20 protein-coding genes are annotated in these 20,982 nt (G+C 60.9%); 18 read left to right on the forward strand and 2 right to left on the reverse strand.

Annotation, left to right across the window (positions count from 1 at the left end):
• Nucleotides 1-6 precede the first annotated feature (6 nt).
• From nuoL to BUA38_RS31570, 8 genes are all read left to right on the forward strand, one after another.
• Nucleotides 7-2,073, forward strand: a complete 2,067-nt coding sequence (nuoL, locus tag BUA38_RS31535; protein ID WP_072824193.1) for an NADH-quinone oxidoreductase subunit L — start codon at nt 7-9, stop codon at nt 2,071-2,073.
• Nucleotides 2,073-3,581 carry an NADH-quinone oxidoreductase subunit M gene (locus BUA38_RS31540; RefSeq protein ID WP_072824194.1) on the forward strand — a complete coding sequence of 503 codons (1,509 nt, stop codon included), beginning with the start codon at nt 2,073-2,075 and terminating at the stop codon, nt 3,579-3,581. Before nuoL ends, BUA38_RS31540 begins: the two co-directional genes overlap by 1 nt.
• A 17-nt stretch (nt 3,582-3,598) precedes the next feature.
• The gene (gene nuoN, locus BUA38_RS31545) at nt 3,599-5,035 is read left to right on the forward strand and encodes an NADH-quinone oxidoreductase subunit NuoN (RefSeq protein WP_072824196.1); all 1,437 of its coding nucleotides are present in this window, start codon (nt 3,599-3,601) and stop codon (nt 5,033-5,035) included.
• A gap of 100 nt (nt 5,036-5,135) precedes the next feature.
• Nucleotides 5,136-5,924 carry a biotin--[acetyl-CoA-carboxylase] ligase gene (locus BUA38_RS31550; protein WP_072824198.1) on the forward strand — a complete coding sequence of 263 codons (789 nt, stop codon included), beginning with the start codon at nt 5,136-5,138 and terminating at the stop codon, nt 5,922-5,924.
• The gene (locus BUA38_RS31555; RefSeq protein ID WP_072824200.1) at nt 5,924-7,594 is read left to right on the forward strand and encodes a ribonuclease J; all 1,671 of its coding nucleotides are present in this window, start codon (nt 5,924-5,926) and stop codon (nt 7,592-7,594) included. The genes BUA38_RS31550 and BUA38_RS31555 overlap by 1 nt, the downstream gene beginning before the upstream one ends.
• Nucleotides 7,595-7,638: 44 nt before the next feature.
• Nucleotides 7,639-8,040 (forward strand): methylmalonyl-CoA epimerase, encoded by a 402-nt coding sequence (mce, locus tag BUA38_RS31560; RefSeq protein WP_072824202.1) that lies wholly within the window; start codon nt 7,639-7,641, stop codon nt 8,038-8,040.
• A gap of 7 nt (nt 8,041-8,047) precedes the next feature.
• Nucleotides 8,048-8,323 (forward strand): DUF1467 family protein, encoded by a 276-nt coding sequence (locus BUA38_RS31565; protein WP_072824204.1) that lies wholly within the window; start codon nt 8,048-8,050, stop codon nt 8,321-8,323.
• Nucleotides 8,324-8,363: 40 nt separating this feature from the next.
• Complete coding sequence (locus BUA38_RS31570) at nt 8,364-8,711, forward strand: hypothetical protein (protein ID WP_072824206.1); 348 nt, start codon at nt 8,364-8,366, stop codon at nt 8,709-8,711.
• A 377-nt stretch (nt 8,712-9,088) separates the two neighbouring features.
• Here the strand turns inward: BUA38_RS31570 and BUA38_RS31575 are convergent, their stop codons facing one another.
• Both BUA38_RS31575 and BUA38_RS38890 read right to left on the reverse strand, forming a co-directional pair.
• Nucleotides 9,089-9,577 carry a formylmethanofuran dehydrogenase subunit E family protein gene (locus BUA38_RS31575; protein ID WP_072826587.1) on the reverse strand — a complete coding sequence of 163 codons (489 nt, stop codon included), beginning with the start codon at nt 9,575-9,577 and terminating at the stop codon, nt 9,089-9,091.
• 40 nt (nt 9,578-9,617) lie between these two features.
• The gene (locus tag BUA38_RS38890) at nt 9,618-10,181 is read right to left on the reverse strand and encodes a hypothetical protein (protein WP_156898821.1); all 564 of its coding nucleotides are present in this window, start codon (nt 10,179-10,181) and stop codon (nt 9,618-9,620) included.
• Nucleotides 10,182-10,228: 47 nt separating this feature from the next.
• Between BUA38_RS38890 and BUA38_RS31585 the strand changes: the two genes are divergently transcribed.
• The 10 genes from BUA38_RS31585 to BUA38_RS31630 all read left to right on the forward strand — a co-directional run bounded on the left by BUA38_RS31585 (nt 10,229) and on the right by BUA38_RS31630 (nt 20,790).
• Complete coding sequence (locus BUA38_RS31585) at nt 10,229-12,643, forward strand: TonB-dependent receptor family protein (RefSeq protein ID WP_072824210.1); 2,415 nt, start codon at nt 10,229-10,231, stop codon at nt 12,641-12,643.
• Between the two features lie 14 nt (nt 12,644-12,657).
• Nucleotides 12,658-13,869, forward strand: a complete 1,212-nt coding sequence (locus tag BUA38_RS31590; RefSeq protein WP_072826588.1) for a sialidase family protein — start codon at nt 12,658-12,660, stop codon at nt 13,867-13,869.
• A complete protein-coding gene (locus BUA38_RS31595; RefSeq protein ID WP_072824212.1) occupies nt 13,866-14,363 on the forward strand; it encodes a TlpA family protein disulfide reductase in 498 nt (165 codons plus the stop codon). The genes BUA38_RS31590 and BUA38_RS31595 overlap by 4 nt, the downstream gene beginning before the upstream one ends.
• A 45-nt stretch (nt 14,364-14,408) precedes the next feature.
• The gene (locus tag BUA38_RS31600; protein WP_072824214.1) at nt 14,409-14,801 is read left to right on the forward strand and encodes a hypothetical protein; all 393 of its coding nucleotides are present in this window, start codon (nt 14,409-14,411) and stop codon (nt 14,799-14,801) included.
• Nucleotides 14,802-15,175: 374 nt separating this feature from the next.
• Nucleotides 15,176-15,688, forward strand: coding sequence for a copper chaperone PCu(A)C (locus BUA38_RS31605; RefSeq protein ID WP_072824216.1), 513 nt, complete (start codon nt 15,176-15,178; stop codon nt 15,686-15,688).
• 300 nt (nt 15,689-15,988) lie between these two features.
• Nucleotides 15,989-17,305, forward strand: a complete 1,317-nt coding sequence (gene proS / locus BUA38_RS31610) for a proline--tRNA ligase (protein ID WP_072824218.1) — start codon at nt 15,989-15,991, stop codon at nt 17,303-17,305.
• Between the two features lie 73 nt (nt 17,306-17,378).
• Nucleotides 17,379-18,659, forward strand: a complete 1,281-nt coding sequence (locus tag BUA38_RS31615) for a lipoprotein-releasing ABC transporter permease subunit (RefSeq protein ID WP_072824220.1) — start codon at nt 17,379-17,381, stop codon at nt 18,657-18,659.
• A gap of 8 nt (nt 18,660-18,667) precedes the next feature.
• Complete coding sequence (locus BUA38_RS31620; protein WP_072824222.1) at nt 18,668-19,366, forward strand: ABC transporter ATP-binding protein; 699 nt, start codon at nt 18,668-18,670, stop codon at nt 19,364-19,366.
• 54 nt (nt 19,367-19,420) lie between these two features.
• Nucleotides 19,421-19,693 carry a hypothetical protein gene (locus BUA38_RS31625; protein ID WP_244553111.1) on the forward strand — a complete coding sequence of 91 codons (273 nt, stop codon included), beginning with the start codon at nt 19,421-19,423 and terminating at the stop codon, nt 19,691-19,693.
• A 320-nt stretch (nt 19,694-20,013) separates the two neighbouring features.
• The gene (locus tag BUA38_RS31630) at nt 20,014-20,790 is read left to right on the forward strand and encodes an outer membrane protein (RefSeq protein ID WP_072824224.1); all 777 of its coding nucleotides are present in this window, start codon (nt 20,014-20,016) and stop codon (nt 20,788-20,790) included.
• Nucleotides 20,791-20,982 lie beyond the last annotated feature (192 nt).

A 20,982-nucleotide genomic window follows, 5' to 3' on the forward strand; every position in this document is an offset into this window, starting at 1 on the left:
CGTGCGATGATCCAGGCAATCGTCTTTCTGCCGTTGATCGGCGCCCTCATCGCGGGCGCGATCGCCATCACCGGCGCGCATGCGCGTAACCCCGGCGGCGACGAGGTCGAGCATCACGATGACGGCCACGGCGCCGATGCCCACGCCCACGCTTCGGAAGCCCATGACGATCACGCTCACGACGATCACCACGTGTCCGAACCGCCGGCGGCGGGATCCCGTGCCGCCGAGGTCATCACCACGGGTCTGTTGCTGGTGGCGGCCGCGCTGTCATGGTGGACGCTGTTTGAAGTCGGCTTCGGCCATCATGACGTTCGGATCGAGCTGTTCCCCTGGATCAATTCGGGTGATCTTCAGGTCTCCTGGTCGCTGCGTGTCGATACGCTGACCGCCGTCATGCTGGTTGTCGTCAACACGGTGTCGTCGCTCGTCCACCTTTATTCCATCGGCTACATGGACGAGGACCCGTACCGGCCGCGTTTCTTCGGCTATCTCTCGCTGTTCACCTTCGCGATGCTGATGCTGGTGACGTCGGACAACCTCGTGCAACTGTTCTTCGGTTGGGAAGGCGTGGGTCTGGCGAGCTACCTGCTGATCGGGTTCTGGTACCAGAAGCCGTCAGCGAATGCGGCCGCGATCAAGGCCTTCGTGGTCAACCGTGTCGGCGACTTCGGCTTTGCACTCGGCATCTTCGCCATCTTCATGCTGATCGGCTCGACCGACTTCGAAACCATCTTCCATGCGGCGCCCGGGCTCACCGGCAAGACCATCAACTTCTTCGGCTGGCATCCGGATGCACTGACCCTGACCTGCCTGCTGCTGTTCATGGGCGCGATGGGCAAGTCCGCGCAGTTCCTGCTGCACACCTGGTTGCCGGACGCCATGGAAGGTCCGACGCCGGTCTCGGCGCTGATCCACGCCGCGACCATGGTCACCGCCGGCGTCTTCATGGTGGCGCGGCTGTCGCCGCTGTTTGAACTGGCACCGACGGCGCAAGCCTTTGTGATGCTGGTCGGCGCGACCACGGCGTTCTTCGCCGCGACCGTCGGCCTCGTCCAGAACGACATCAAGCGCATCGTCGCTTATTCGACCTGTTCGCAGCTCGGCTACATGTTCGTGGCGATGGGAGCGGGGGCCTATTCAGTGGGCATGTTCCACCTCTTCACCCATGCCTTTTTCAAGGCGTTGTTGTTCTTGGGCTCCGGCTCGGTGATCTACGCGATGCATCACGAGCAGGACATCCGAAACATGGGCGGGCTGCGACACAAGATTCCCTATACGTTTGCGGTCATGTGTGTCGGCACGCTGGCGCTCACGGGTTTCCCGTTCTTCGCCGGCTACTATTCCAAGGACGCGATCATCGAATCCGCCTATGCCTCGCACAATCCGTTTGCGGTTTATGCCTATCTCGCGACGGTGGTCGCGGCGGGTCTGACCTCGTTCTATTCCTGGCGCCTCATCTTCAAGACATTCTGCGGCGAGCCGCATGATCGCGAGCATTATGAGGCGGCCCACGAAGCGCCGCTGACGATTCTGATTCCGATCGGCCTGCTCGCGATCGGGTCGATCGCGGCGGGCGTACCTTTCATTGAGTTGTTCACCGGGCCGCATGGCGTCGAGGAGTTCTTCCGCGAGTCGCTGAAGATGAATCCGCATATCCTCGAAGACATGGAACACATGCCGTGGCAGTTGAAGCCGCTGCCGACGGTGATGATGGCTGGTGGCCTCCTGGTTTCCTACATCTTTTACATCCGCCGGAAATACCTGCCGGTCAACCTGGCGAACCAGCAGCCGCTGCTCTACCAGTTCTTGCTCAACAAGTGGTATTTCGACGAGCTGTACGATTTCATCTTCGTCCGTCCCGCGAAACGGATCGGCTACTTCCTGTGGAAGGTCGGCGACGGCAAGATCATCGATGGCTTGGGTCCCGACGGTGTGTCGGCGCGCGTGCTCGATGTGACGCGGAACGCCGTCAAGCTTCAGACCGGCTATCTCTACCATTACGCCTTCGCCATGCTGATCGGGGTCGCCGGCTTCATCACCTGGTTCATGTTCGGCGTGGGAGCTAACTGATGACGACCTGGCCCATTCTTTCGGTCGTTACCTTCCTGCCCATCATCGGCGCGCTGATGATCTATCTGGTCAGGGGCGATGACGAAGCGGCGCAGCACAACGCGCGCTGGATCGCGCTGTGGACCACGCTCGTGACCTTTGCAGTGTCGCTGATCCTGGTCGCCCGCTTCGATTCTTCAGTCGCCGACTTCCAGTTCGTCGAGAAAGCGCCCTGGCTTGCCAGTGCCATCACCTACCACATGGGCGTGGACGGCATCTCGCTGCCTTTCGTGATCCTGACCACGGCCTTGATGCCGTTCTGCATCGTCGCAAGCTGGAAATCGGTCAAGCTGCGGGTGCGCGAATACATGATGGCGTTTCTGGTTCTGGAAACGCTGATGGTCGGCACCTTCTCGGCGCTTGACCTCGTGCTGTTCTACCTGTTCTTCGAAGGCGGCCTGATCCCGATGTTCCTGATCATCGGCGTATGGGGCGGACCGCGCCGGGTCTACGCGTCGTTCAAGTTCTTCCTTTACACGCTGCTCGGCTCCGTCTTGATGCTGCTTGCGATCATGGCGCTGTACTGGAACGCCGGCACCACCGACATCCCGACGCTGATGCACACCGCCGTGCCGCGCTCGTTGCAGATGTGGGCGTGGTTTGCCTTCTTCGCCTCCTTTGCCGTGAAGATGCCGATGTGGCCGGTTCATACCTGGCTGCCCGACGCTCACGTCGAAGCGCCGACGGCGGGCTCGGTGATCCTCGCCGCCATTCTTCTGAAGATGGGCGGCTACGGCTTCCTGCGTTTCTCGCTGCCGATGTTCCCGCTGGCGTCGCACGAGTTCGCACCACTGATCTTCACGCTGTCCGTGGTTGCGATCATCTACACCTCGCTGGTTGCGATGATGCAGGAAGACATCAAGAAGCTGATCGCCTATTCGTCGGTCGCCCATATGGGCTTCGTCACCATGGGAATCTTCGCCGGCACCATGCAAGGCGTGGCGGGCGGCGTATTCCAGATGATTTCGCACGGTATCGTGTCCGGAGCGTTGTTCCTCTGCGTCGGCATCGTCTACGACCGCATGCACACCCGCGAAATCGCCGCCTATGGCGGCCTTGTGAACCGCATGCCGATCTACGCGCTGGTGTTCATGGTCTTCACCATGGCCAATGTCGGTCTGCCCGGCACTTCCGGCTTCGTCGGCGAATTCATGACGCTGCTTGGCACTTTCAAGACCTCGCTGCCGACCGCCGTGTTTGCAACGACCGGCGTGATTCTGTCGGCAGCCTATGCGCTCTGGCTCTATCGGAAAGTCGTGTTCGGCGCGCTGGTCAAGCCGTCGCTCGCCTCGATCAAGGATCTGACATTCCGCGAGTGCCTGACGCTGGTGCCGCTCGTCATCCTGACCATCCTGTTCGGCTTCTATCCGAAGCCCGTGCTCGACATGTCGGCGGCGTCGGTGCAGCAGCTGGTCAACAACTACAATACCGCAGTGACGGCCGTGAAGGCTGCATCCCTTCTGCATTGAGACTGGACAACGTTGCCATGAGCTTTGAGAGCGCAGGTTATCAATTGCAGCCCGTACTGCCGGAGCTCGTCCTGGCGGTCGGCGCCATGGTGCTGCTGATGGTCGGGGCCTATCGGGGCGTCCGCACCACGGGCCTGGTCACGGTCCTTTCGCTCGTCCTGCTCGTGGTCGTTGGCGCGCTCGAGCTGACGTTGCCCGCCGGCAAGCAGGTCACCTTCAACGGCAGCTTCATCGTTGACGACTTCGCCCGTTTCATGAAGATTCTGGCGCTGATCGGTTCCGGCGCCACGCTCGTTCTCTCGACGGAATTTCTGGCTGAGCCGTCGCGGCGCATCTTCGAATATTCCATTCTGGTGCTGCTTTCGACACTCGGCATGATGATCCTGATCTCGGCCGGCGACCTGATCATGCTCTATCTCGGCCTCGAACTGATGAGCCTTGCGCTCTATGTCGTGGCCGCCTCCAACCGCGACGACGGCAAATCGACCGAAGCGGGCCTGAAGTATTTCGTGCTGGGCGCGCTGTCGTCGGGCATGCTGCTCTATGGCGCTTCGCTGATCTATGGCTTTACCGGTACGGTCAGCTTTGTCGGCATTGCGGCGGCGACCAAGACCAGCAGCATCGGCATCGTGTTCGGCATTGTGTTCCTGCTCGCCGGCCTTTGCTTCAAGATTTCGGCGGTGCCGTTCCACATGTGGACGCCCGACGTTTATGAGGGCGCACCGACCCCGGTCACCGCTTTCTTCGCCTCTGCGCCGAAAGTCGCTGCGCTCGCCGTTTTCACCCGCGTGGCGTTGACGGCGTTTCCCGGCATCACGCTGCAATGGCAACAGATCGTGGTGTTCGTCTCGATCGCCTCGATGGCGCTGGGGTCGTTCGCGGCGATCGGCCAGAAGAACATCAAGCGCCTGATGGCCTATTCCTCGATCGGCCATATGGGCTTTGCGCTCGTTGGTCTTGCCGCCGGCACGGCCGAGGGCGCGCAGGGCGTGCTGGTCTATATCGCGATCTACGTTGCGATGACGCTGGGCAGCTTCTCGGTCATCCTCGCGATGAAGCGCAACGGCCAGCACGTCGAGAACATCAGCGATTTTTCCGGCCTGTCGCGCACCAATCCGCTGCTGGCGTTTTTCTTCGCGATGCTGCTGTTTTCGCTCGCCGGCGTGCCGCCGCTCGCGGGCTTCTTCGCCAAGTGGTACGTCTTCAGCGCCGCGATCAAGGCAAACCTGTTTGCGTTGGCCGTTATCGGGGTGGTGACGAGCGTGGTGGGCGCATTTTACTACCTCTCGATCGTCAAGGTGATGTATTTCGACGAACCGCTGAAGGAGCTCGACCCGATGCGGGTGGAATTGCGTGCGGTGCTGGCGATCGCCGGGCTCTTCACTATCTTTTTCTTCGCTTATCCCGGACCGCTGGTGAGCGTGGCGTCAGCAGCGGCGAAATCGCTCTTTTAGGGCATGATCCCAAAAAGTGGATTCCGGTTTTTGGACAAGATCATGCCCCCAAAAAACATCGACACCCAGCCGGCTTTGGCTAAGCCGGATCAGCCCTGAGATGGGATTCACGCTCGGTCCACGAGCCATATCGGCCGGTTATCGGCTCGCAAGTTTCGATCAGATCGGCTCGACCAATTCGGAAGCGCTGGCGCGCGCCAATGCGGGCGAACGCGGCCCGATGTGGTTTGTCACGACCGAGCAGACGGCTGGGCGCGGACGGCGGCACCGGCCATGGATCGCGCCGCGCGGCAATCTGGCAGCAAGCGTACTCGAGACCATCGACGTGGCGCCCGCGACCGCGGCAACGCTCGGCTTTGCCGCTGGGGTGGCGCTCGCAACCGCGCTGCGCAATGTGGCCGGCTCTGTTTCGGTCCCGTTTTCCCTGAAATGGCCAAACGACGTGCTGGCGGGCCACGCCAAGCTCACCGGCATCCTGCTGGAGGCGGAGGCCGTGGCGGGCCGGGGGCTTGCGGTGGTGGTCGGTATGGGAACCAATGTCGTTGCCGCGCCCGAGGGGACGCCAACGCCCGCGACGTCGCTTCGGGCGCTTGGCTTTGAGGTCACCGCCGAGCAGCTCTTTACGGCCCTGTCGGATAGCTGGGCCGAATGCCGCGGCATCTGGGACGAGGGCAGGGGTTTTGGCGAAATCCGGCGGCGCTGGCTGGCGCTGGCGGCGGGACTCGGACAGCCTGTCTCGGTTCACACCGGCCAGACCACGGTGTCTGGCATCTTCGACACCATCGACGACACGGGCTGCATGATCGTACGAACCTCAACCGGCGACAGCGTGCCGATTTCCGCCGGCGACGTGCATTTCGGTCAAGCCGCTTCCGCGAGGGTCGGTTAATGGCGGGCGCCGACGAGCTTACCTTCGCGCCGCTCGGCGGCGTCGGCGAGATCGGCATGAACCTGTCGATCTACGGGTTCGGCGGTCGCCAGAAGCGCGCCTGGCTTGCGATCGATCTCGGCGTTTCCTTCGGCGATGAGGAACATCTACCCGGTATCGACACCATTATGCCGGACATCAGTTTTCTCGTGAAGGAACGGAAGAACCTGGTCGGGCTTGTGTTGACCCACGCACATGAAGACCATTTCGGCGCCATCATCGACCTCTGGCCAAGGCTGAAATGCCCGATCTACGCGACCAAATTCTCGGCCGCATTGTTCGAGGCGAAATGCGCCGCCGAGCGCAACCCGCCTAAAATTCCGGTCAGGGTCGTGCCGTCGGGCGGTCGCATTCAGCTTGGGCCGTTCGGTGTCGAATTCATTCCGGTCGCGCATTCGATTCCGGAATCGCATGCCATCGCCATTCACACCGGAGCCGGCACGGTGCTGCATACCGGCGACTGGAAGCTCGATCCGACGCCGGTAACGGGTCCGCCGACCGATGAGCGCCGTTTGCGTGAACTCGGCGACGCCGGCGTGCTCGCGCTAGTCGGCGATTCCACCAATGCCGTGCGGGACGGCCGTTCGCCGTCAGAATCCGAAGTCGCCAGGACCATCATCGAACTGGTGAAGGCCGCCCGTGGCCGCGTCGCCGTGACAACCTTTGCCTCCAACGTCGCGCGGATCCGTGCCGTGGCGGATGCGGCGCGTTTGTCGGGCCGCGAGGTGGTGGTGGTCGGACGCGCCATGGAGCGCGTGGTCCAGGTGGCGCGCGAAACCGGCTATCTCGACGGCGTACAGAATTTCAGAGGCCCCGATCTTTACGGTCATTTCCCGCCGGACAAGGTGCTGGCGCTCTGTACCGGCAGCCAGGGCGAGCCGCGCGCGGCGCTCGCGCGCATCGCCAATGACGATCATCCGCAGGTGACGCTCAACAAGGGCGACTGCGTGATCTTTTCCTCACGCACCATTCCCGGCAACGAGAAAGCCGTTGGGTCGATCATCAACGGCCTGATCACGCAAGGCGTCGAGGTCATCACCGATCGCACCCATCTCGTCCATGTGTCCGGTCACCCGCGTCGCGACGAACTGCGCGACATGATCGGCTGGGTGCGCCCGCAACTGCTCATTCCCGTTCACGGCGAGGCCTTGCATCTGTTCGAGCACGCCAAGCTCGCGCGAGCCGTTGGGGTCCCCAAGGTTCTGACCTGCCGCAACGGTGACCTGGTCAGACTGGGGCCGGGCGATCCCGGCATTATCGAGGAACTGCCGTCAGGACGGCTCTACAAGGATGGCAACATTCTGGAAGACTCCAAGTCCCGCGCCGTGGTCGAGCGGCGGCGCATGGCGTTTGCCGGCTGCGCCTTTGTGGCGCTGGCGATGGACGAGAAGGGCGAACTGGCCGACGATCCCGAGATCGAATTGATCGGAATCCCCGAAAAGAATGCGGCCGGCGAGGTGATCGATGACATCGTGTTCGATGCCGTGGTCTCGACCGTCGAAGGTCTGCCGCGGGCGCGGCGGCGCGATCCGGATGCGCTGGCGGAATCGGTGCGCCGCACCGTACGCGCGTCTGTGAACGAGCATTGGGGCAAGAAACCACTGTGCTTCGTGCACGTGCTCACGGTCTAGTTTAGTGGTGTGGCTCGGGCTATAACACGGCCGGAGGAGCGCCAATGCTCGGACGGTTGAATCACGTCGCAATCGCTGTCAAGGACGCTGAAAAGGCGGCCAGGATCTATGGCGCGCTCGGCGCGGAGGTTTCGCCGGCGGTGCCGTTGCCGGAGCACGGCGTCATCACGGTCTTTGTCACCTTGCCCAACACCAAGATCGAATTCATTCAGCCGCTCGGCGAGACCTCTCCGATCGCCAAATTCCTGGAGCGCAACGCCGACGGCGGCATTCACCACATCTGCTACGACGTGCCGGACATCATCGCGGCCCGTGATCGTCTGGTGAAGGAGGGCGCGCGCGTGCTCGGCGACGGCGTTCCCAGGATTGGCGCTCACGGCAAGCCGGTGCTGTTTCTGCACCCGAAAGATTTTTCCGGCGCGCTTGTCGAAATCGAACAGGCATAAGCAGCCCATGGCCTATACAATCTCAACGGGGTTTGCGATCTACTTCGTCCTGTGGTGGGTCACACTCTTTGTGACGCTGCCGTTCGGCGTGCGCAGCCAGCATGAAGATGGCGGCGGCAGTCCGGGTACCGATCCCGGCGCGCCGGTCGCGAGCCGGATGGGCCGCAAGCTGATCTGGACGACGGTGCTGTCAGCCGTGATCTACGCCATCGGCATGGCCGCCTATTACGAAGGTTTTCTGAGCATCGAGCGATTGTCGAAAATGATGGGCATGCCGTTCTGAAGAGAAGCGCCGGCACGTTTCGGGGGAGTGGGGGGAGACGATGTGGTTTCAGCGGATTACGACCGGGCTGTTGTTGCTCGCCATCGCAGGTCTTGCCGCCGTTTCGTATTTCAGCTTCAGGACCAACAGCCAGCTTCAAACGCTGAAATCCTTCGTCGAGGGTTATGTGTTCGCTGATGCGGTCGCGGCCTGCGAAAAGGCGTCGAGCGCCACGCCGTTCAAGTGGAACGGCGGCACCAACACCCGCGTGATTGGCCTGAACTCGGTGAAGCTCGACAAGTACAACATCGTCTCGAGCTACACGCTGGTGGCTGACGGTGTTTTTTGCGATTTCGATCCGATCAAGAAGAAGGCTGATATCGGATCGAACTTCCTCGAGCGCGAGTAATCTCCGCGCAAACGCGTTTGCGTTTGTCGCGCCTCGAAAATTTCCGGCTCATGGAAATACAACTTGGTGGCGAATAAAAAAAGAGCAGGACCTGTTCAGTCCTGCTCCGAAAATTGTGTCGTCCCTGTTTTCCCGTATCGTTGATTGATCTTGATTGACGGGTCGGCGCTGCTTTTGCGCGCCAGGGCTCCTCCCGAGACTTGGACCACCAGACATTCGACCTTGCGGCCGGTCTGAGGCCGGGATTCGTAGACGAAAATCAGTGGCCTGTCACGCTTTTCAGCAACGAATGTTCAAATTTACAGCAGATCGCGAAATGATTGGAATTTCGGCATTAGAAACCCAAATGGCGGTATTTCAGTAGCTTATCGACGGATCTAAGGCGCCGGTTCGGAGTCGAAGAGGTGCCGGGCGGCCATGGCCGCATCAAATCGCCCTGCGGGGTCGAGCTTGTTCCAGCCAAGGATAGCCGGCAGCCAGTCGTCGGAGATGCTGTATCTCAGGGCTTCGCCTGTCTTGCGGTTGCGGATGACGATCGCCGCCATCATGCCCGCGGGCGCCTTCTCGGAAGCCATCTGTAGCGTTCCCTGGCCCGGGCTCGATTGAGTGGCGATCATGACGCCGTCGGCCACGCACGGGCAGGGCGGCTTCTCGCCGCCATAATAGGTGACCGAGAGACCTCGCGCGTCCGCCTTGAGCCGCTCTTTGGCATCGAGGCCGATGCGAATGCCGACCGGGATGAAGGCGCCAAACGCGCCATGGATCTTTGCCCCCCATTCGATCCATTGCTCCCGCGTCTCTGATCGGGCGGGAGAGAAACCCAGCGATAGCAGCAAGGCGGCTGCGAGCAACTTTGGTGTCTTCAACGAAGTCTCCATCGACATGTCATGATGTGCGGATGGTTTATCAGCTCAACCGGGATCGCAAAAAGCAGGCCGGTTCGGGAATAAACCGGCGAGGTGAGCGGTTGATGGTTCCGGGTTCTACGGCGCGTGATGCCGGTGGCGATCTCGACTTACGGTTCGTTTGGTGATTAATAGACCCCAACGGGTTTTTGCGGATGTGGCGGTTTAAGCGATACGCTCCGATCTTCTTGATCGCGCTGATGGTGCAGATTCTTGCACCCATCGGCGCGAGCTGGGCGTTTGCGTCAGCCGTTTCCGATCCGCTGGCTGCTGCTGAAATCTGTCTGAGCCACTCGCCCGCGTCGGGCGACGAAAGCGGCCAGCAGCAGACCCACGACGCAAGCTGCCTGATTTGCTGCGCCTTCAATGCCGGTGCGGCGTCATTCAGCACGCCGGAGCCGGCAGCCTGGGCGGCTCCCCATCGTCCCGTCAGCCAGATCGTCTGGCGGGATCGCGATCCGCAACTGGCGGATTCCTGCATCGGCTCGAACGCAAAAGCGCGAGCACCACCTTCGATTTCCTGACTGCGATCCCTAAGCGGCGGCACAGCCTCCTGCGCCGCCATGTGTATCGTTCAAGCCGGCCGCAAAGTGCCGGCATCAGGAAAGTCAGATGTCAAAGTTCAGTGCCCTCTGTGGCGCGAGCGCGATAGCGCTGGAAATTGCGGTGTCGGCATCGCCCGATGTGGCTCGTGCCCAGAGCAACGAAACTTCGCTGCCGTCGGTTTCCGTCGACGCTCCGAAGATGGCCGCGAAGCCTGCCGCAAATCCTGCGAAGCGAGCGGCCCGCGCTTCGCGGCAAGCCAAACGACAACCGACACCGGCGTCACAGACGACCAACGTGGCGACGGCGCCGGCAACGGTCACGCCGAGCGCAGCCCGTGACGGCTTCAACCAGGCGCCGACCGGTCAGACCGCGACCACCATTGACCGCAGCCAGTTCGACAACAAGCCAGTTTTTTCGATCGCGGATCTGTTGGGCGACAGCCCCGGCATCGACATCAAGCAGGGTAACGGTCCTCGTGATATCGGAATTTCGATCCGCGGATCGAACGCCCGCAACGGCTTTGGCATTCGTAACATCGTGATCTTCGATGACGGCTTTCCGGTAACGCAGCCGGACGGCCTTTCGCGGAGCGATCTGGTCGATCCGCATGCCTATGGCGCGATCGACGTCATCAGGGGCCCGTCGTCGGCATTGTACGGGAACTATGCCACCGGCGGTGCGCTGAACTTCGTGACTCGGCCAGGCGGAACGATCAACGGATTTGAATACGGAACCGAAGGCGGCAGCTTCGGCTATCTCAACAATTACCTGTCCTACGGACAGAAAGCCGGCAACGCCGAGGTATCGCTGTTCGCAAGTGACGCTCGTGGCGATGGCTTCATCCAGAACAGCTGGTTCAACACCCAGACGGTGAATTTTCTGGCGACGGTGAAGGCCACGCCGGACGATCGCTTCACCTTCAAGCTGATCAACAACAATCTGGACACGGCGTTGCCGATCAGGCTGTCGTTAAACCAGTACAACCAGAATCCCTTCCAGCAGGGATGCCAGGTGGCGACCACACTCGGTTGCGGAACCGTTTCGCTGTTCAACAACGGCTTTAACGGCGCCAAAACGCCGGAAACTGCGGAACAGGCGGGCCTCGGCCGTGAGGACCGGCGCACGATTGTGGGCGCGCGTTGGGAGCACGACTTCGACAACACGACGACCTGGCGGAATCAATTCGTGTTCGACGACCGCAACATCAATCAGCCAACAGGTTCGACCAGCGCGATCGGCGACTTTCCCTCCTACAATTTCATGAGCGATATCACCAAGCGTGGTCAGATCCTTGGGATGGATTCCACGACACTGATCGGCGGCTGGTACAACACGCTTTCGGACACCAGCAACACCTTCAACGTGATGCCGGGCGGCGAGGCGAATCTCGGCCTGTTGCAGAGCAGTCAGCTTCAATCGACGACCAATTACGGTGTGCGGGCGCGGGAGGAACTCAAGCTCGTTCCGTCGTTGACCGCGGTTGCTGGCATCGGCTGGGAAACCACGACCCTGAACGGCGTGAATACGCTTTTTCAATACAACACGCCCAACGTTCCAACCGCGACGATTCCCGTACCAACCACGGCGAACCTTCGGTTTCAAAATACGGCACCCGAATTCGCACTTGTCTATAAACCGAGTAGTGAATGGCAATGGCGTGCCCGCGTGGCGACTGGTTACGGAACACCGCAAATCGGCAATCTCTTCGTGTTGTCAGATGGAACCTTTGGCAACAACACTGGGCTAAAGTCGCAGACCAACCTCGGCTACGACCTCGGAATGGACTGGACGCCCAACAAGACTTTGACGCTGAGTGCGACGGCCTTCTACGAGTTCTTCCGAAACGAGCTTGTTACCCAGGCGACGTCTTCGGCTAACGGGCAGACGCCTCCGAATCTGACGTTCACCTTCAATGCACCGCGTTCCGAACATCGCGGCGTGGAGCTCGCGGCCAATTGGCGCTTCTATCCAGGCTGGCAATTTCTGGCCGCCTACACCTATCTTGACGAAGTCTACACCGAGTACACGGAAGCGCTTGCCAGCGGCGCCAATACGTTCAACTTCAACCGAGTCGGGAACAAGATTCCGGGAATTTCGCCGAACGATCTGACGGCGCGGTTGAGCTACGACCAGCCCATCGGATCGTTAAAAGGTCTCGGCGGGTTCGTCGAACTCGTCTGGAAAGACTCCTTTTACATGGACAACGCCAATTTGCTCAAAGCGCCGGGCTATGAGCTGGTCAATGTCAACGTGCACTACAAGACGGACCTTACGTCGGACTATTTCCGGCAACTTACGTTGTTCGCCGAAGTGCGGAACGTCTTCGACAAGACCTATGTCGCGTCTGCGAACAATATCACCAACACCGTGAGCGCCGCCGGCGTGCAGAGCCCCGCGAGTTCGCTCGCGAATGTAACCCAATCGATCTACGCGGGATCGCCCCGCGCTTTCGTCGCGGGAATGAAGGTTGCCTTCCGATGATCGAGGAACTGACCATGAAGCACCGAACGTTCATCGTCACGCTCGCCTTGGCGCTCACTCAAGGGAGCGCGTGGGGCCAGATGAGCCACAATCACGCCTCGGAAGCGGCTTGCGAGACGACCGAACTGCGCTGCGCTTCCAAGGTGACCCCGACCTTTGGCGCAGACGGCACGTTGTGGCTGGCCTGGATGGCGGGCGGACAGGTGTTGGTTGCAAGCTCCGGGGATGGCGGACACTCGCTTTCGCCTGCCGTTCAAGTCACGCAAGACAAGCCCAATCTCGATTGGGGCCCCGATGCGCGTCCGAAGATTGTGGTCGATCGCAAAGGCGGCATTGCCGTCGCTTTTTCGACGTTCCGCGACAAGGCGTTTAACGGTGAGGTTTTCTACAGCCGCTCGACCGACGGCGGCAAGACCTTTGCGACGCCGCGGCCGATCACCGACAATGCCGAAAGCCAGCGCTTCGAAGCCGTGGGCTTCGATCCTGAGGGAAACGTGTTCGCGGCGTGGCTCGACAAACGCAATCGCGTCCCGGTCCAGCAGGCTGGAAAGAAGTATGACGGCGCCGCGTTATTTTTCGCCAGCTCAAGGGATGGCGGCGCTACGTACTCTCAGGCCACGATGGCTGCGGACAACACCTGCGAGTGCTGCCGGCTCGGTCTCGCCTTCGACCCGTCGGGTCATCCGGTGATCGCCTTCCGGAACATATTCGAAGGCGGCGTCAGGGATCATGCCGTCGTCACCTTTGCCGACCAGAAAACTCCGGGAGAGGTCCATCGGGTGAGCCAGGATGACTGGCAGGTCGCGGCATGTCCCCATCAGGGACCGAGCCTGTCGATCGCAACCGACGGAACGTATCATGTCGTCTGGTACACCAACGGCAAGGCCCGCAAGGGTCTGTTCTATGCGCAGTCCCGCGACGGCGGCAAAACATTCTCGCAACCGATGCCGATCGGCCGGCCCGACAGGAATCCATCGCGGCCTTACGTCATGGCCGGGCCGCAGGAGACGGAGATCGTGTGGAAGGAATTCGATGGCGAGAAGACATCGGTCAACCTCATCACAACAACGGATGCGGGAAGAACCTGGTCGCAGCCGCGGGTCATCGCCTCAACCGCTGATTCATCGGATCATCCGTTGCTGGTCTCGAACGGACGGCAAACTTATTTGTCCTGGATGACGAAAGCCGACGGCTACCATCTGCAACCGATCGAGGGCGAGCCATGAAGCGCATGACACTTGTCGCAATGCTGCTGCTGACAGGCGCGTATGCGGGGGGCGCCTCGGAGCCATCGAAGCTAAGGCCTTTCGAGCGAGGAAGCTGGCAGCGGCTTTTGAAAGCCCATTTGGGCCACGCAACGCTGGTGCATTTTTGGGGCGTCACATGCGGGCCGTGCAAGGTCGAACTGCCTGAACTTGGCGACTTCATGAAACGGAATCCTTCCGTGGATGTGGTCACGATCGATGCGGACCTCGTCCCGAACTCGGATACGGCGGTCTTGTCGATGCTGGAAGGTGCCGGTCTTTCGGCTGCCGAGAACTGGATGTTCGATGACGGCTTTCCCGAACGGCTTCGGTACGAAATCGATGCCGCCTGGCAGGGAGACATACCGCGCACGATCCTGATTTCCCGCAAGGGAGAAATGGCAACCATCGAGGGATCGGTCGAGCCATCCATGCTCCAGAAATGGTCGGACGCGCAGGTGGCCGCGGCCAGGTAGCAAGAAACGGGCATTCTGAGTTTCAAACGCTGAAAAGAGATATCGATGAACAAATCAGGAAAATTGGCGGCAGCTATCTGGTGCGCGGCGCTCATGTCCGGTTCGGCGTTCGCCGCCGACGAAGACTTCTTCACTCACATTCACACAGACAAGGCGATGGCGAATGTGACGATTTCGCCGGGCATTTCGGGCCCGGTCGACATCTCGATCCAGCTCGAGACCGTGGATGAGACGCCTCTCTCCGCAAAGAGCGTATCGATCACGCTGTCGAACCCTGACAGTGGAGCAAAGCTGTCGACCGTGGCGGCGTCGCGCTCGGCAGATGATGGCTGGAAGGCAAGGGCCTCGCTCGGGCCCGGGAAATGGATGCTCGCGCTCAACATCGCACTATCGGACACCGACCATGTCGAGGTGGAGTCGCCGATCCTGGTGAAGTGAGTTTGAAGGAAGCGATATGACCAAAGCGGCGCTCCCCGCTGACACGCCGCCTCCAGCGGAAGATCTGGCGCCGTGTGGTTGGCTTGTTGAGCTGAGCTTGGCATTTGCCGGCAATTCAGGTGAACGCCGATACTTTGCCGTCGGATTGGAGCGCGCGTCCGACGCCGAGGAGGCCGCGCTTCGTTATCCCGGAATAACGCGTAATGATCCGCGGAACGCAAGGCGACTTCTAACGCCCACTGAATTGGATTATCTGGCTCTGAAGCAAGACACCATCTGCCCCTTTGGTTGCTCGATAAATTCGAGACCTCGTGAATGATCTATGTTTTATTCCGGGGAAGTAAGGGCGGGACGGACCAAGCAGGGAGAGTTTTATGAGAACAGCGATTGCGGCAACTTTGTTCACGGCGTTGATGACGGGCCTTGTTGGCTCACCGGCGCGCGCCGAAGACGTCAAGGGCGGCGATCTCGTTATCTCGCAGGCCTGGAGCCGCGCTACCCCCAACGGCGCCAAGGTCGGCACGGGCTATCTCACCATCGAGAACAAGGGCACGACCGCCGACAAACTGGTCGGCGTCACCGGCGACGTCTCCTCCAGGATCGAAGTGCACGAGATGTCGATGAACAATGGCGTCATGAAGATGCGGCCGGTCGACGGTGGCCTCACCATCGAGCCCGGCAAGACGGTCAAGCTCGCGCCGAGCGGCTATCACCTGATGATCATGGATCTGAAAAGTCCGCTCAAGCAGGGCGACAAGCTGCCGCTCACGCTTCAGTTCGAGAAGGCCGGCAAGGTCGCCGTGACGCTGGATGTGCAGGGCGTCGGCGCGCAGGGGCCTGGTGGCGGCGACGGCATGATGAAGATGTCGCCCGGCATGAAGATGTGAGGCGCGAGCGGGGCTAACGACCCATCGTCAAACGGGTCTCGGCGCTACCGGTGCCGCCGTTATGCAACCGTCGGCGGTCTCCGACTTCCGGGAAATCAACCGGGAAGACGACATTGACGTGGCCTCGCCATCGATGGTTGCCGTAACAGCCTGCAATCCGGACCCGACTTCGGTAAAATCGCTGATAGTTGGGGCGCTTAGCCGGTTTTTCTAACGCTTCTCTTGTGTTTTGACGCCCGATCCGGTTTGACTTGCCCCCAATTCCGGTAGGTCCGGACTGATTCCTCCAGGGTTAGGCCCATGCGACTGTCGCGTTTCTTTCTTCCCATCCTCAAGGAGAATCCGAAAGAAGCGGAGATCGTGTCGCATCGGCTGATGCTGCGCGCCGGCATGATCCGTCAGGAAGCGGCCGGCATTTATGCGTGGCTCCCGCTCGGCTTGCGGGTGTTGAAGAAGATCGAACAGATCGTGCGCGAGGAACAGAACCGCGCGGGCGCGCTCGAACTTCTGATGCCGACGCTGCAACTCGCCGATCTCTGGCGCGAGAGCGGCCGCTACGACGCCTACGGGCCGGAGATGCTGCGCATCGCCGACCGGCACAAGCGCGAATTGCTCTACGGGCCGACCAACGAGGAAATGATCACCGAGATCTTTCGCGCCTACATCAAGTCGTACCGAAACCTGCCGCTCAATCTCTATCACATCCAGTGGAAGTTCCGCGACGAGCAACGGCCGCGTTTCGGCGTGATGCGCGGGCGCGAATTCCTGATGAAGGATGCCTATTCGTTCGACCTCGACGAGGCCGGCGCGCGGCGCGCCTATAACCGGATGTTCGTGGCTTACCTGCGTACGTTCGCGCGGATGGGATTGAAGGCGATCCCGATGCGCGCCGAGACGGGGCCAATCGGCGGCGATCTCAGCCACGAATTCATCGTGCTCGCCGAGACCGGTGAATCTGGTGTCTATTGCGACCGCGATGTGCTCGACCTTCCGGTGCCGGACGAGACGGTCGACTATGAGGGCGATCTCACGGCGATCATCAAGCAATGGACCTCGGTCTATGCCGCGACCGAAGACGTTCACGACGCCGCCCGCTTCGAGCAAGAGGTGCCGGCGGAGAAGCGGGTGCACACGCGCGGCATCGAAGTCGGCCAGATCTTCTATTTCGGCACCAAGTATTCCGAGCCGATGAAGGCGATGGTCGCCGGTCCGGACGGGGCCGAGGTCGCCATTCACGGCGGCTCCTACGGTGTCGGTGTGTCGCGGCTGTTGGGCGCGATTATCGAGGCCTGCCACGATGATGCCGGCATCAAATGGCCGGAATCCGTTGCACCGTTCAAGGCGGCGATCCTCAATCTTAAGCAGGGCTCCGAAGATACGGACGGCGCCTGCGAACAGCTGTACCGTGAGCTCACCGCCAAGGGCGTCGAGGTGCTTTACGACGACACCGACCAGCGCGCGGGCGCGAAGTTCGCCTCCGCCGATCTGATCGGGATCCCCTGGCAGATTCTCGTCGGTCCCAAGGGCCTCGCCGAGGGCAAGTTAGAACTCAAGCGCCGAAGCGACGGCACGCGCGAGAATTTGAGCGCGGCTGAAGTGTTGGCACAGCTCACTTAATTATCCACCGTGGGGCAAGCGGGGATCGTGGCCGTTATGACCACAATTGGCCCGAATCGTGTGAAAATCGGACATGGACCAAGCCATGAGCGAGCCCGTTCAAACCCCACCTTTCGCGCCCTTCGAGTGGCTGCTGTCTGGACGCTATCTGCGGGCGCGCCGCAGGGAAGGATTCATTTCCGTCATCGCCGGCTTTTCGTTCCTCGGCATCATGCTTGGGGTGGCCACGCTGATCATCGTGATGGCCGTGATGAACGGCTTTCGCAAGGAACTGCTCGACAAGATTCTAGGCCTCAACGGTCACCTTCTGGTGCAGCCGCTGGAATCGCCGCTGACCGACTGGAAGGACGTCGCCGACCGCATCAACCAGGTGCAGGGCATCCGGCTTGCCGCGCCCGTCGTCGACGGCCAGGCGCTGGCGTCCTCGCCGTTCAACGCCTCGGGGGTCTTCGTTCGCGGCATTCGTGCCGACGATCTGAACAATCTCACCTCGATCGCCTCGAACATCAAACAAGGTTCGCTCGAGGGATTTGACGAAGGGCAGGGCGTCGCCATCGGCCGAAGGCTGGCCGACACGCTGTCGCTGCACGCCGGCGATAACGTCACTCTCGTGGCGCCGCGCGGAGCGGTGACCCCGATGGGTACGACGCCGCGGATCAAGCCCTACAAGATCGTGGCGGTGTTCGAGATCGGCATGTCGGAATACGACGCGAGCTTCGTGTTCATGCCGCTGCCCGAGGCGCAGGCCTACTTCAATCGCAACAATGACGTGTCGGCGATCGAGGTGTTCACGACCAATCCCGACCGGATCGATGCCTTCCGCAAGAGCGTGACGGAAGCGGCGGGGCGGCCGGTGTTTCTGGTCGACTGGCGGCAGCGCAACTCGACCTTCTTCAATGCGCTTCAGGTCGAACGCAACGTGATGTTCTTGATCCTGACCATGATCGTGCTGGTCGCGGCGCTGAACATCATCTCCGGCCTGATCATGCTGGTGAAGGACAAGGGCAGCGATATTGCGATCCTGCGCACCATGGGCGCCTCGCAAGGCGCGATCATGCGGATATTCCTGATTACGGGGGCGGCGATCGGCGTGGTCGGCACCCTCACCGGATTGTTCGTCGGCATCCTGATCTGCCTGAACATCGAATCGATCCGGCAGTTTCTGTCCTGGCTCACCAACACCGATTTGTTTCCGCGCGAGCTCTACTTCCTGTCCAAACTGCCGGCCGAGATCGACTTCGGCGAAACCAGCGCGGTCGTGATCATGGCGCTGACCTTGTCTTTCCTGGCCACCCTCTATCCGTCCTGGCGTGCCGCGCGCCTCGATCCCGTCGAAGCGCTGCGGTACGAGTGAGGGAACAGATGAGCGAGGGGGCGGAGGAGGTACCAGTCGTCTATCTCCACGAGATCAAGCGACAGTACATGCAGGGCGAAACGCCCCTGACCATCCTCAACGGCGCCAAGCTGGCGCTGTGGGCCGGACAATCGGTTGCATTGGTGGCGCCGTCCGGCACCGGCAAATCGACCTTGCTGCATATTGCGGGGCTGCTCGAAAGCCCCGATGAGGGCGAGGTCTATGTCGGGGGCACGCCGACGTCTGGCCTGTCGGACGTCGACCGGACCCAGATCCGCCGCACCGAAATCGGCTTCGTCTACCAGTCGCACCGCTTGCTGCCGGAGTTTTCGGCGCTGGAAAACGTGATGCTGCCGCAAATGATCCGCGGCTTGAAGCGGGGCGAGACCGTCAAACGGGCCACGGAAATCCTCAGCTATCTCGGGCTCAGCGACCGGATCAAACACAGGCCCGCGGAGCTCTCCGGCGGTGAGCAGCAGCGGGTGGCGCTCGCGCGTGCGGTGGCCAATGCGCCACGAGCGCTGCTTGCCGACGAGCCCACCGGCAATCTCGATCCGAACACGGCCGACCACGTGTTTCAGGCGCTCATGCAATTGGTGAAGGCCACGCGGGTCGCGATGCTGATTGCCACGCACAATATGGACCTGGCGGGCCGCATGGACCGGCGCGTATCGCTGGTTAACGGCGAGGTGGTCGAACTCGACTAATGGCGGTCGATTCCGCGGAACGTTCTGCTTTCACGGGCATTTTTCGAAATATGAATGTTGTGCGAAGAAAATGTGATGCGGTTCGGGCTGGAAAGCTGCGCAGCGTCGCGGCATAACGTCGGCATGAAGAAATCCGATCTGATTTGTCCTACCTGCAACGCGGGTTATCGCCGCATCGAGCTGACGTCACGGCCGGGCACGAAGGGCGAATATCGTTGCATGTTCTGTGACGAGGTTCTCGAGAAGTTTGACGGTTCTACCGATGTCGCGATCCGCCTCACGGTGCAGCCGGAGAGGACTTTCGAAGCCGACGTGGGATCATCCTGATCTTCTCCGAATCATAGTCGATTGAACCGGTCGCCTCCGCGCAACAGGCGTGCTTGCTCTCGCCATTCGATTCAATTTCGAAATATTTCGCATGCACAGATCGGTCATCGATCATTCTGTTCCATGGAACAGATGAACGAGGGAACTTTTTTGTATCCGTATGTTTCAAGAAACCCTTATTCCGCAGGGGTTTCTTAAATTTCTTTAATCTGGCTTTTCCTCGTGAATGTTGCGTGCGGGTGACAGCATTCTCCCTCAAAGGTGCTAGGAATTTTCGCGGGGCATCTAGGCAAACGAAGATTCGAAAGCAGGATTCAGATATGAACAGACTTACCCTTCTCGCAGCGGCGGCGATCGCGGTTGGAGCGGCTGCACCAGCCCTCGCTGCCGACCTTCCGGCGCGGGCACCTGCTCCATATACGAAGGCGCCTGCGATCGTGCAGGCTGCGTATGACTGGAGCGGCTTCTACGTCGGTATCAACGGCGGCTGGGGAACCAGCAGGCTCGACTGGAATGCTGACCCGTTTGCGAACGCCGGCTTCCCCGCGTTCCCCGGTGGCGATGAAGGCAGGCACAACGCGTCAGGCGGAACGATCGGTGGACAGATCGGCTACCGCTGGCAATTGGCTTCCTGGGTGTTCGGTGTCGAAGCGCAGGGCAACTGGGCCGACTTCAAGGGCAGCAATCTGAGCCAGCAATTCGCCGGACAGACCAATCAGACCAAGATCGACTCGTTCGGCCTGTTCACTGGCCAGATCGGCTACGCCTGGGATCGTGCCTTGGTCTACGTGAAGGGCGGCGCCGCGGTCACCGACAACAAGTACACCGCGATTGGAACCCTTCCCAGCTTTGGTGTTGCCGCCGGTGTCGACACGGCGAGCGAGACCCGTTGGGGCGCCACGGTCGGCGTCGGCTTTGAATACGCCTTCGCTCCGAGCTGGTCGGTCGGCTTCGAGTACGACCACCTGTTCATGGGCAACAAGGACGTTATTTCGAACTCCGGCTTCCTGATCGCCGACCACATCAAGGAAGACGTCGATCTCTTCACCGCCCGCGTGAACTACAAGTTCGGCGGACCGGTCGTCGCTCGTTACTGAGTTCGGCCCCCAGAACTTCAAACCCCGGCCTCACTTGGCCGGGGTTTTTGTTTGGGCGGTTGCCGGAACCGCCCAGCCATTAACCAACGAGCTTCGTTTTCCTGACCGACCACCGCCCGCCGCTTGCGCGAGAACAAAAACAGAACTATGTTCCCTGTACGTTCTTGAACAGGAGGCAAGTCATGTTGCGGG

Origin of the sequence: Bradyrhizobium erythrophlei, assembly GCF_900142985.1 — a bacterium.
GTDB classification, from domain to species: Bacteria; Pseudomonadota; Alphaproteobacteria; order Rhizobiales; family Xanthobacteraceae; genus Bradyrhizobium; species Bradyrhizobium erythrophlei_B.

What these genes read in the sequence shown, in the direction of transcription:
- BUA38_RS31540 (WP_072824194.1), top strand. Translation starts at nt 2,073, where the DNA reads ATGACGACCTGGCCCATTCTTTCGGTCGTTACCTTCCTGCCCATCATC.
- proS (WP_072824218.1), top strand. Translation starts at nt 15,989, where the DNA reads ATGCGACTGTCGCGTTTCTTTCTTCCCATCCTCAAGGAGAATCCGAAA.
- BUA38_RS31595 (WP_072824212.1), top strand. Translation starts at nt 13,866, where the DNA reads ATGAAGCGCATGACACTTGTCGCAATGCTGCTGCTGACAGGCGCGTAT.
- nuoN (WP_072824196.1), top strand. Translation starts at nt 3,599, where the DNA reads ATGAGCTTTGAGAGCGCAGGTTATCAATTGCAGCCCGTACTGCCGGAG.
- BUA38_RS38890 (WP_156898821.1), bottom strand. Translation starts at nt 10,181, where the DNA reads ATGGCGGCGCAGGAGGCTGTGCCGCCGCTTAGGGATCGCAGTCAGGAA.
- BUA38_RS31605 (WP_072824216.1), top strand. Translation starts at nt 15,176, where the DNA reads ATGAGAACAGCGATTGCGGCAACTTTGTTCACGGCGTTGATGACGGGC.
- BUA38_RS31620 (WP_072824222.1), top strand. Translation starts at nt 18,668, where the DNA reads ATGAGCGAGGGGGCGGAGGAGGTACCAGTCGTCTATCTCCACGAGATC.
- BUA38_RS31600 (WP_072824214.1), top strand. Translation starts at nt 14,409, where the DNA reads ATGAACAAATCAGGAAAATTGGCGGCAGCTATCTGGTGCGCGGCGCTC.
- BUA38_RS31630 (WP_072824224.1), top strand. Translation starts at nt 20,014, where the DNA reads ATGAACAGACTTACCCTTCTCGCAGCGGCGGCGATCGCGGTTGGAGCG.
- mce (WP_072824202.1), top strand. Translation starts at nt 7,639, where the DNA reads ATGCTCGGACGGTTGAATCACGTCGCAATCGCTGTCAAGGACGCTGAA.
- BUA38_RS31625 (WP_244553111.1), top strand. Translation starts at nt 19,421, where the DNA reads ATGTTGTGCGAAGAAAATGTGATGCGGTTCGGGCTGGAAAGCTGCGCA.
- BUA38_RS31590 (WP_072826588.1), top strand. Translation starts at nt 12,658, where the DNA reads ATGAAGCACCGAACGTTCATCGTCACGCTCGCCTTGGCGCTCACTCAA.
- nuoL (WP_072824193.1), top strand. Translation starts at nt 7, where the DNA reads ATGATCCAGGCAATCGTCTTTCTGCCGTTGATCGGCGCCCTCATCGCG.
- BUA38_RS31585 (WP_072824210.1), top strand. Translation starts at nt 10,229, where the DNA reads ATGTCAAAGTTCAGTGCCCTCTGTGGCGCGAGCGCGATAGCGCTGGAA.
- BUA38_RS31550 (WP_072824198.1), top strand. Translation starts at nt 5,136, where the DNA reads ATGGGATTCACGCTCGGTCCACGAGCCATATCGGCCGGTTATCGGCTC.
- BUA38_RS31615 (WP_072824220.1), top strand. Translation starts at nt 17,379, where the DNA reads ATGGACCAAGCCATGAGCGAGCCCGTTCAAACCCCACCTTTCGCGCCC.
- BUA38_RS31570 (WP_072824206.1), top strand. Translation starts at nt 8,364, where the DNA reads ATGTGGTTTCAGCGGATTACGACCGGGCTGTTGTTGCTCGCCATCGCA.
- BUA38_RS31555 (WP_072824200.1), top strand. Translation starts at nt 5,924, where the DNA reads ATGGCGGGCGCCGACGAGCTTACCTTCGCGCCGCTCGGCGGCGTCGGC.
- BUA38_RS31565 (WP_072824204.1), top strand. Translation starts at nt 8,048, where the DNA reads ATGGCCTATACAATCTCAACGGGGTTTGCGATCTACTTCGTCCTGTGG.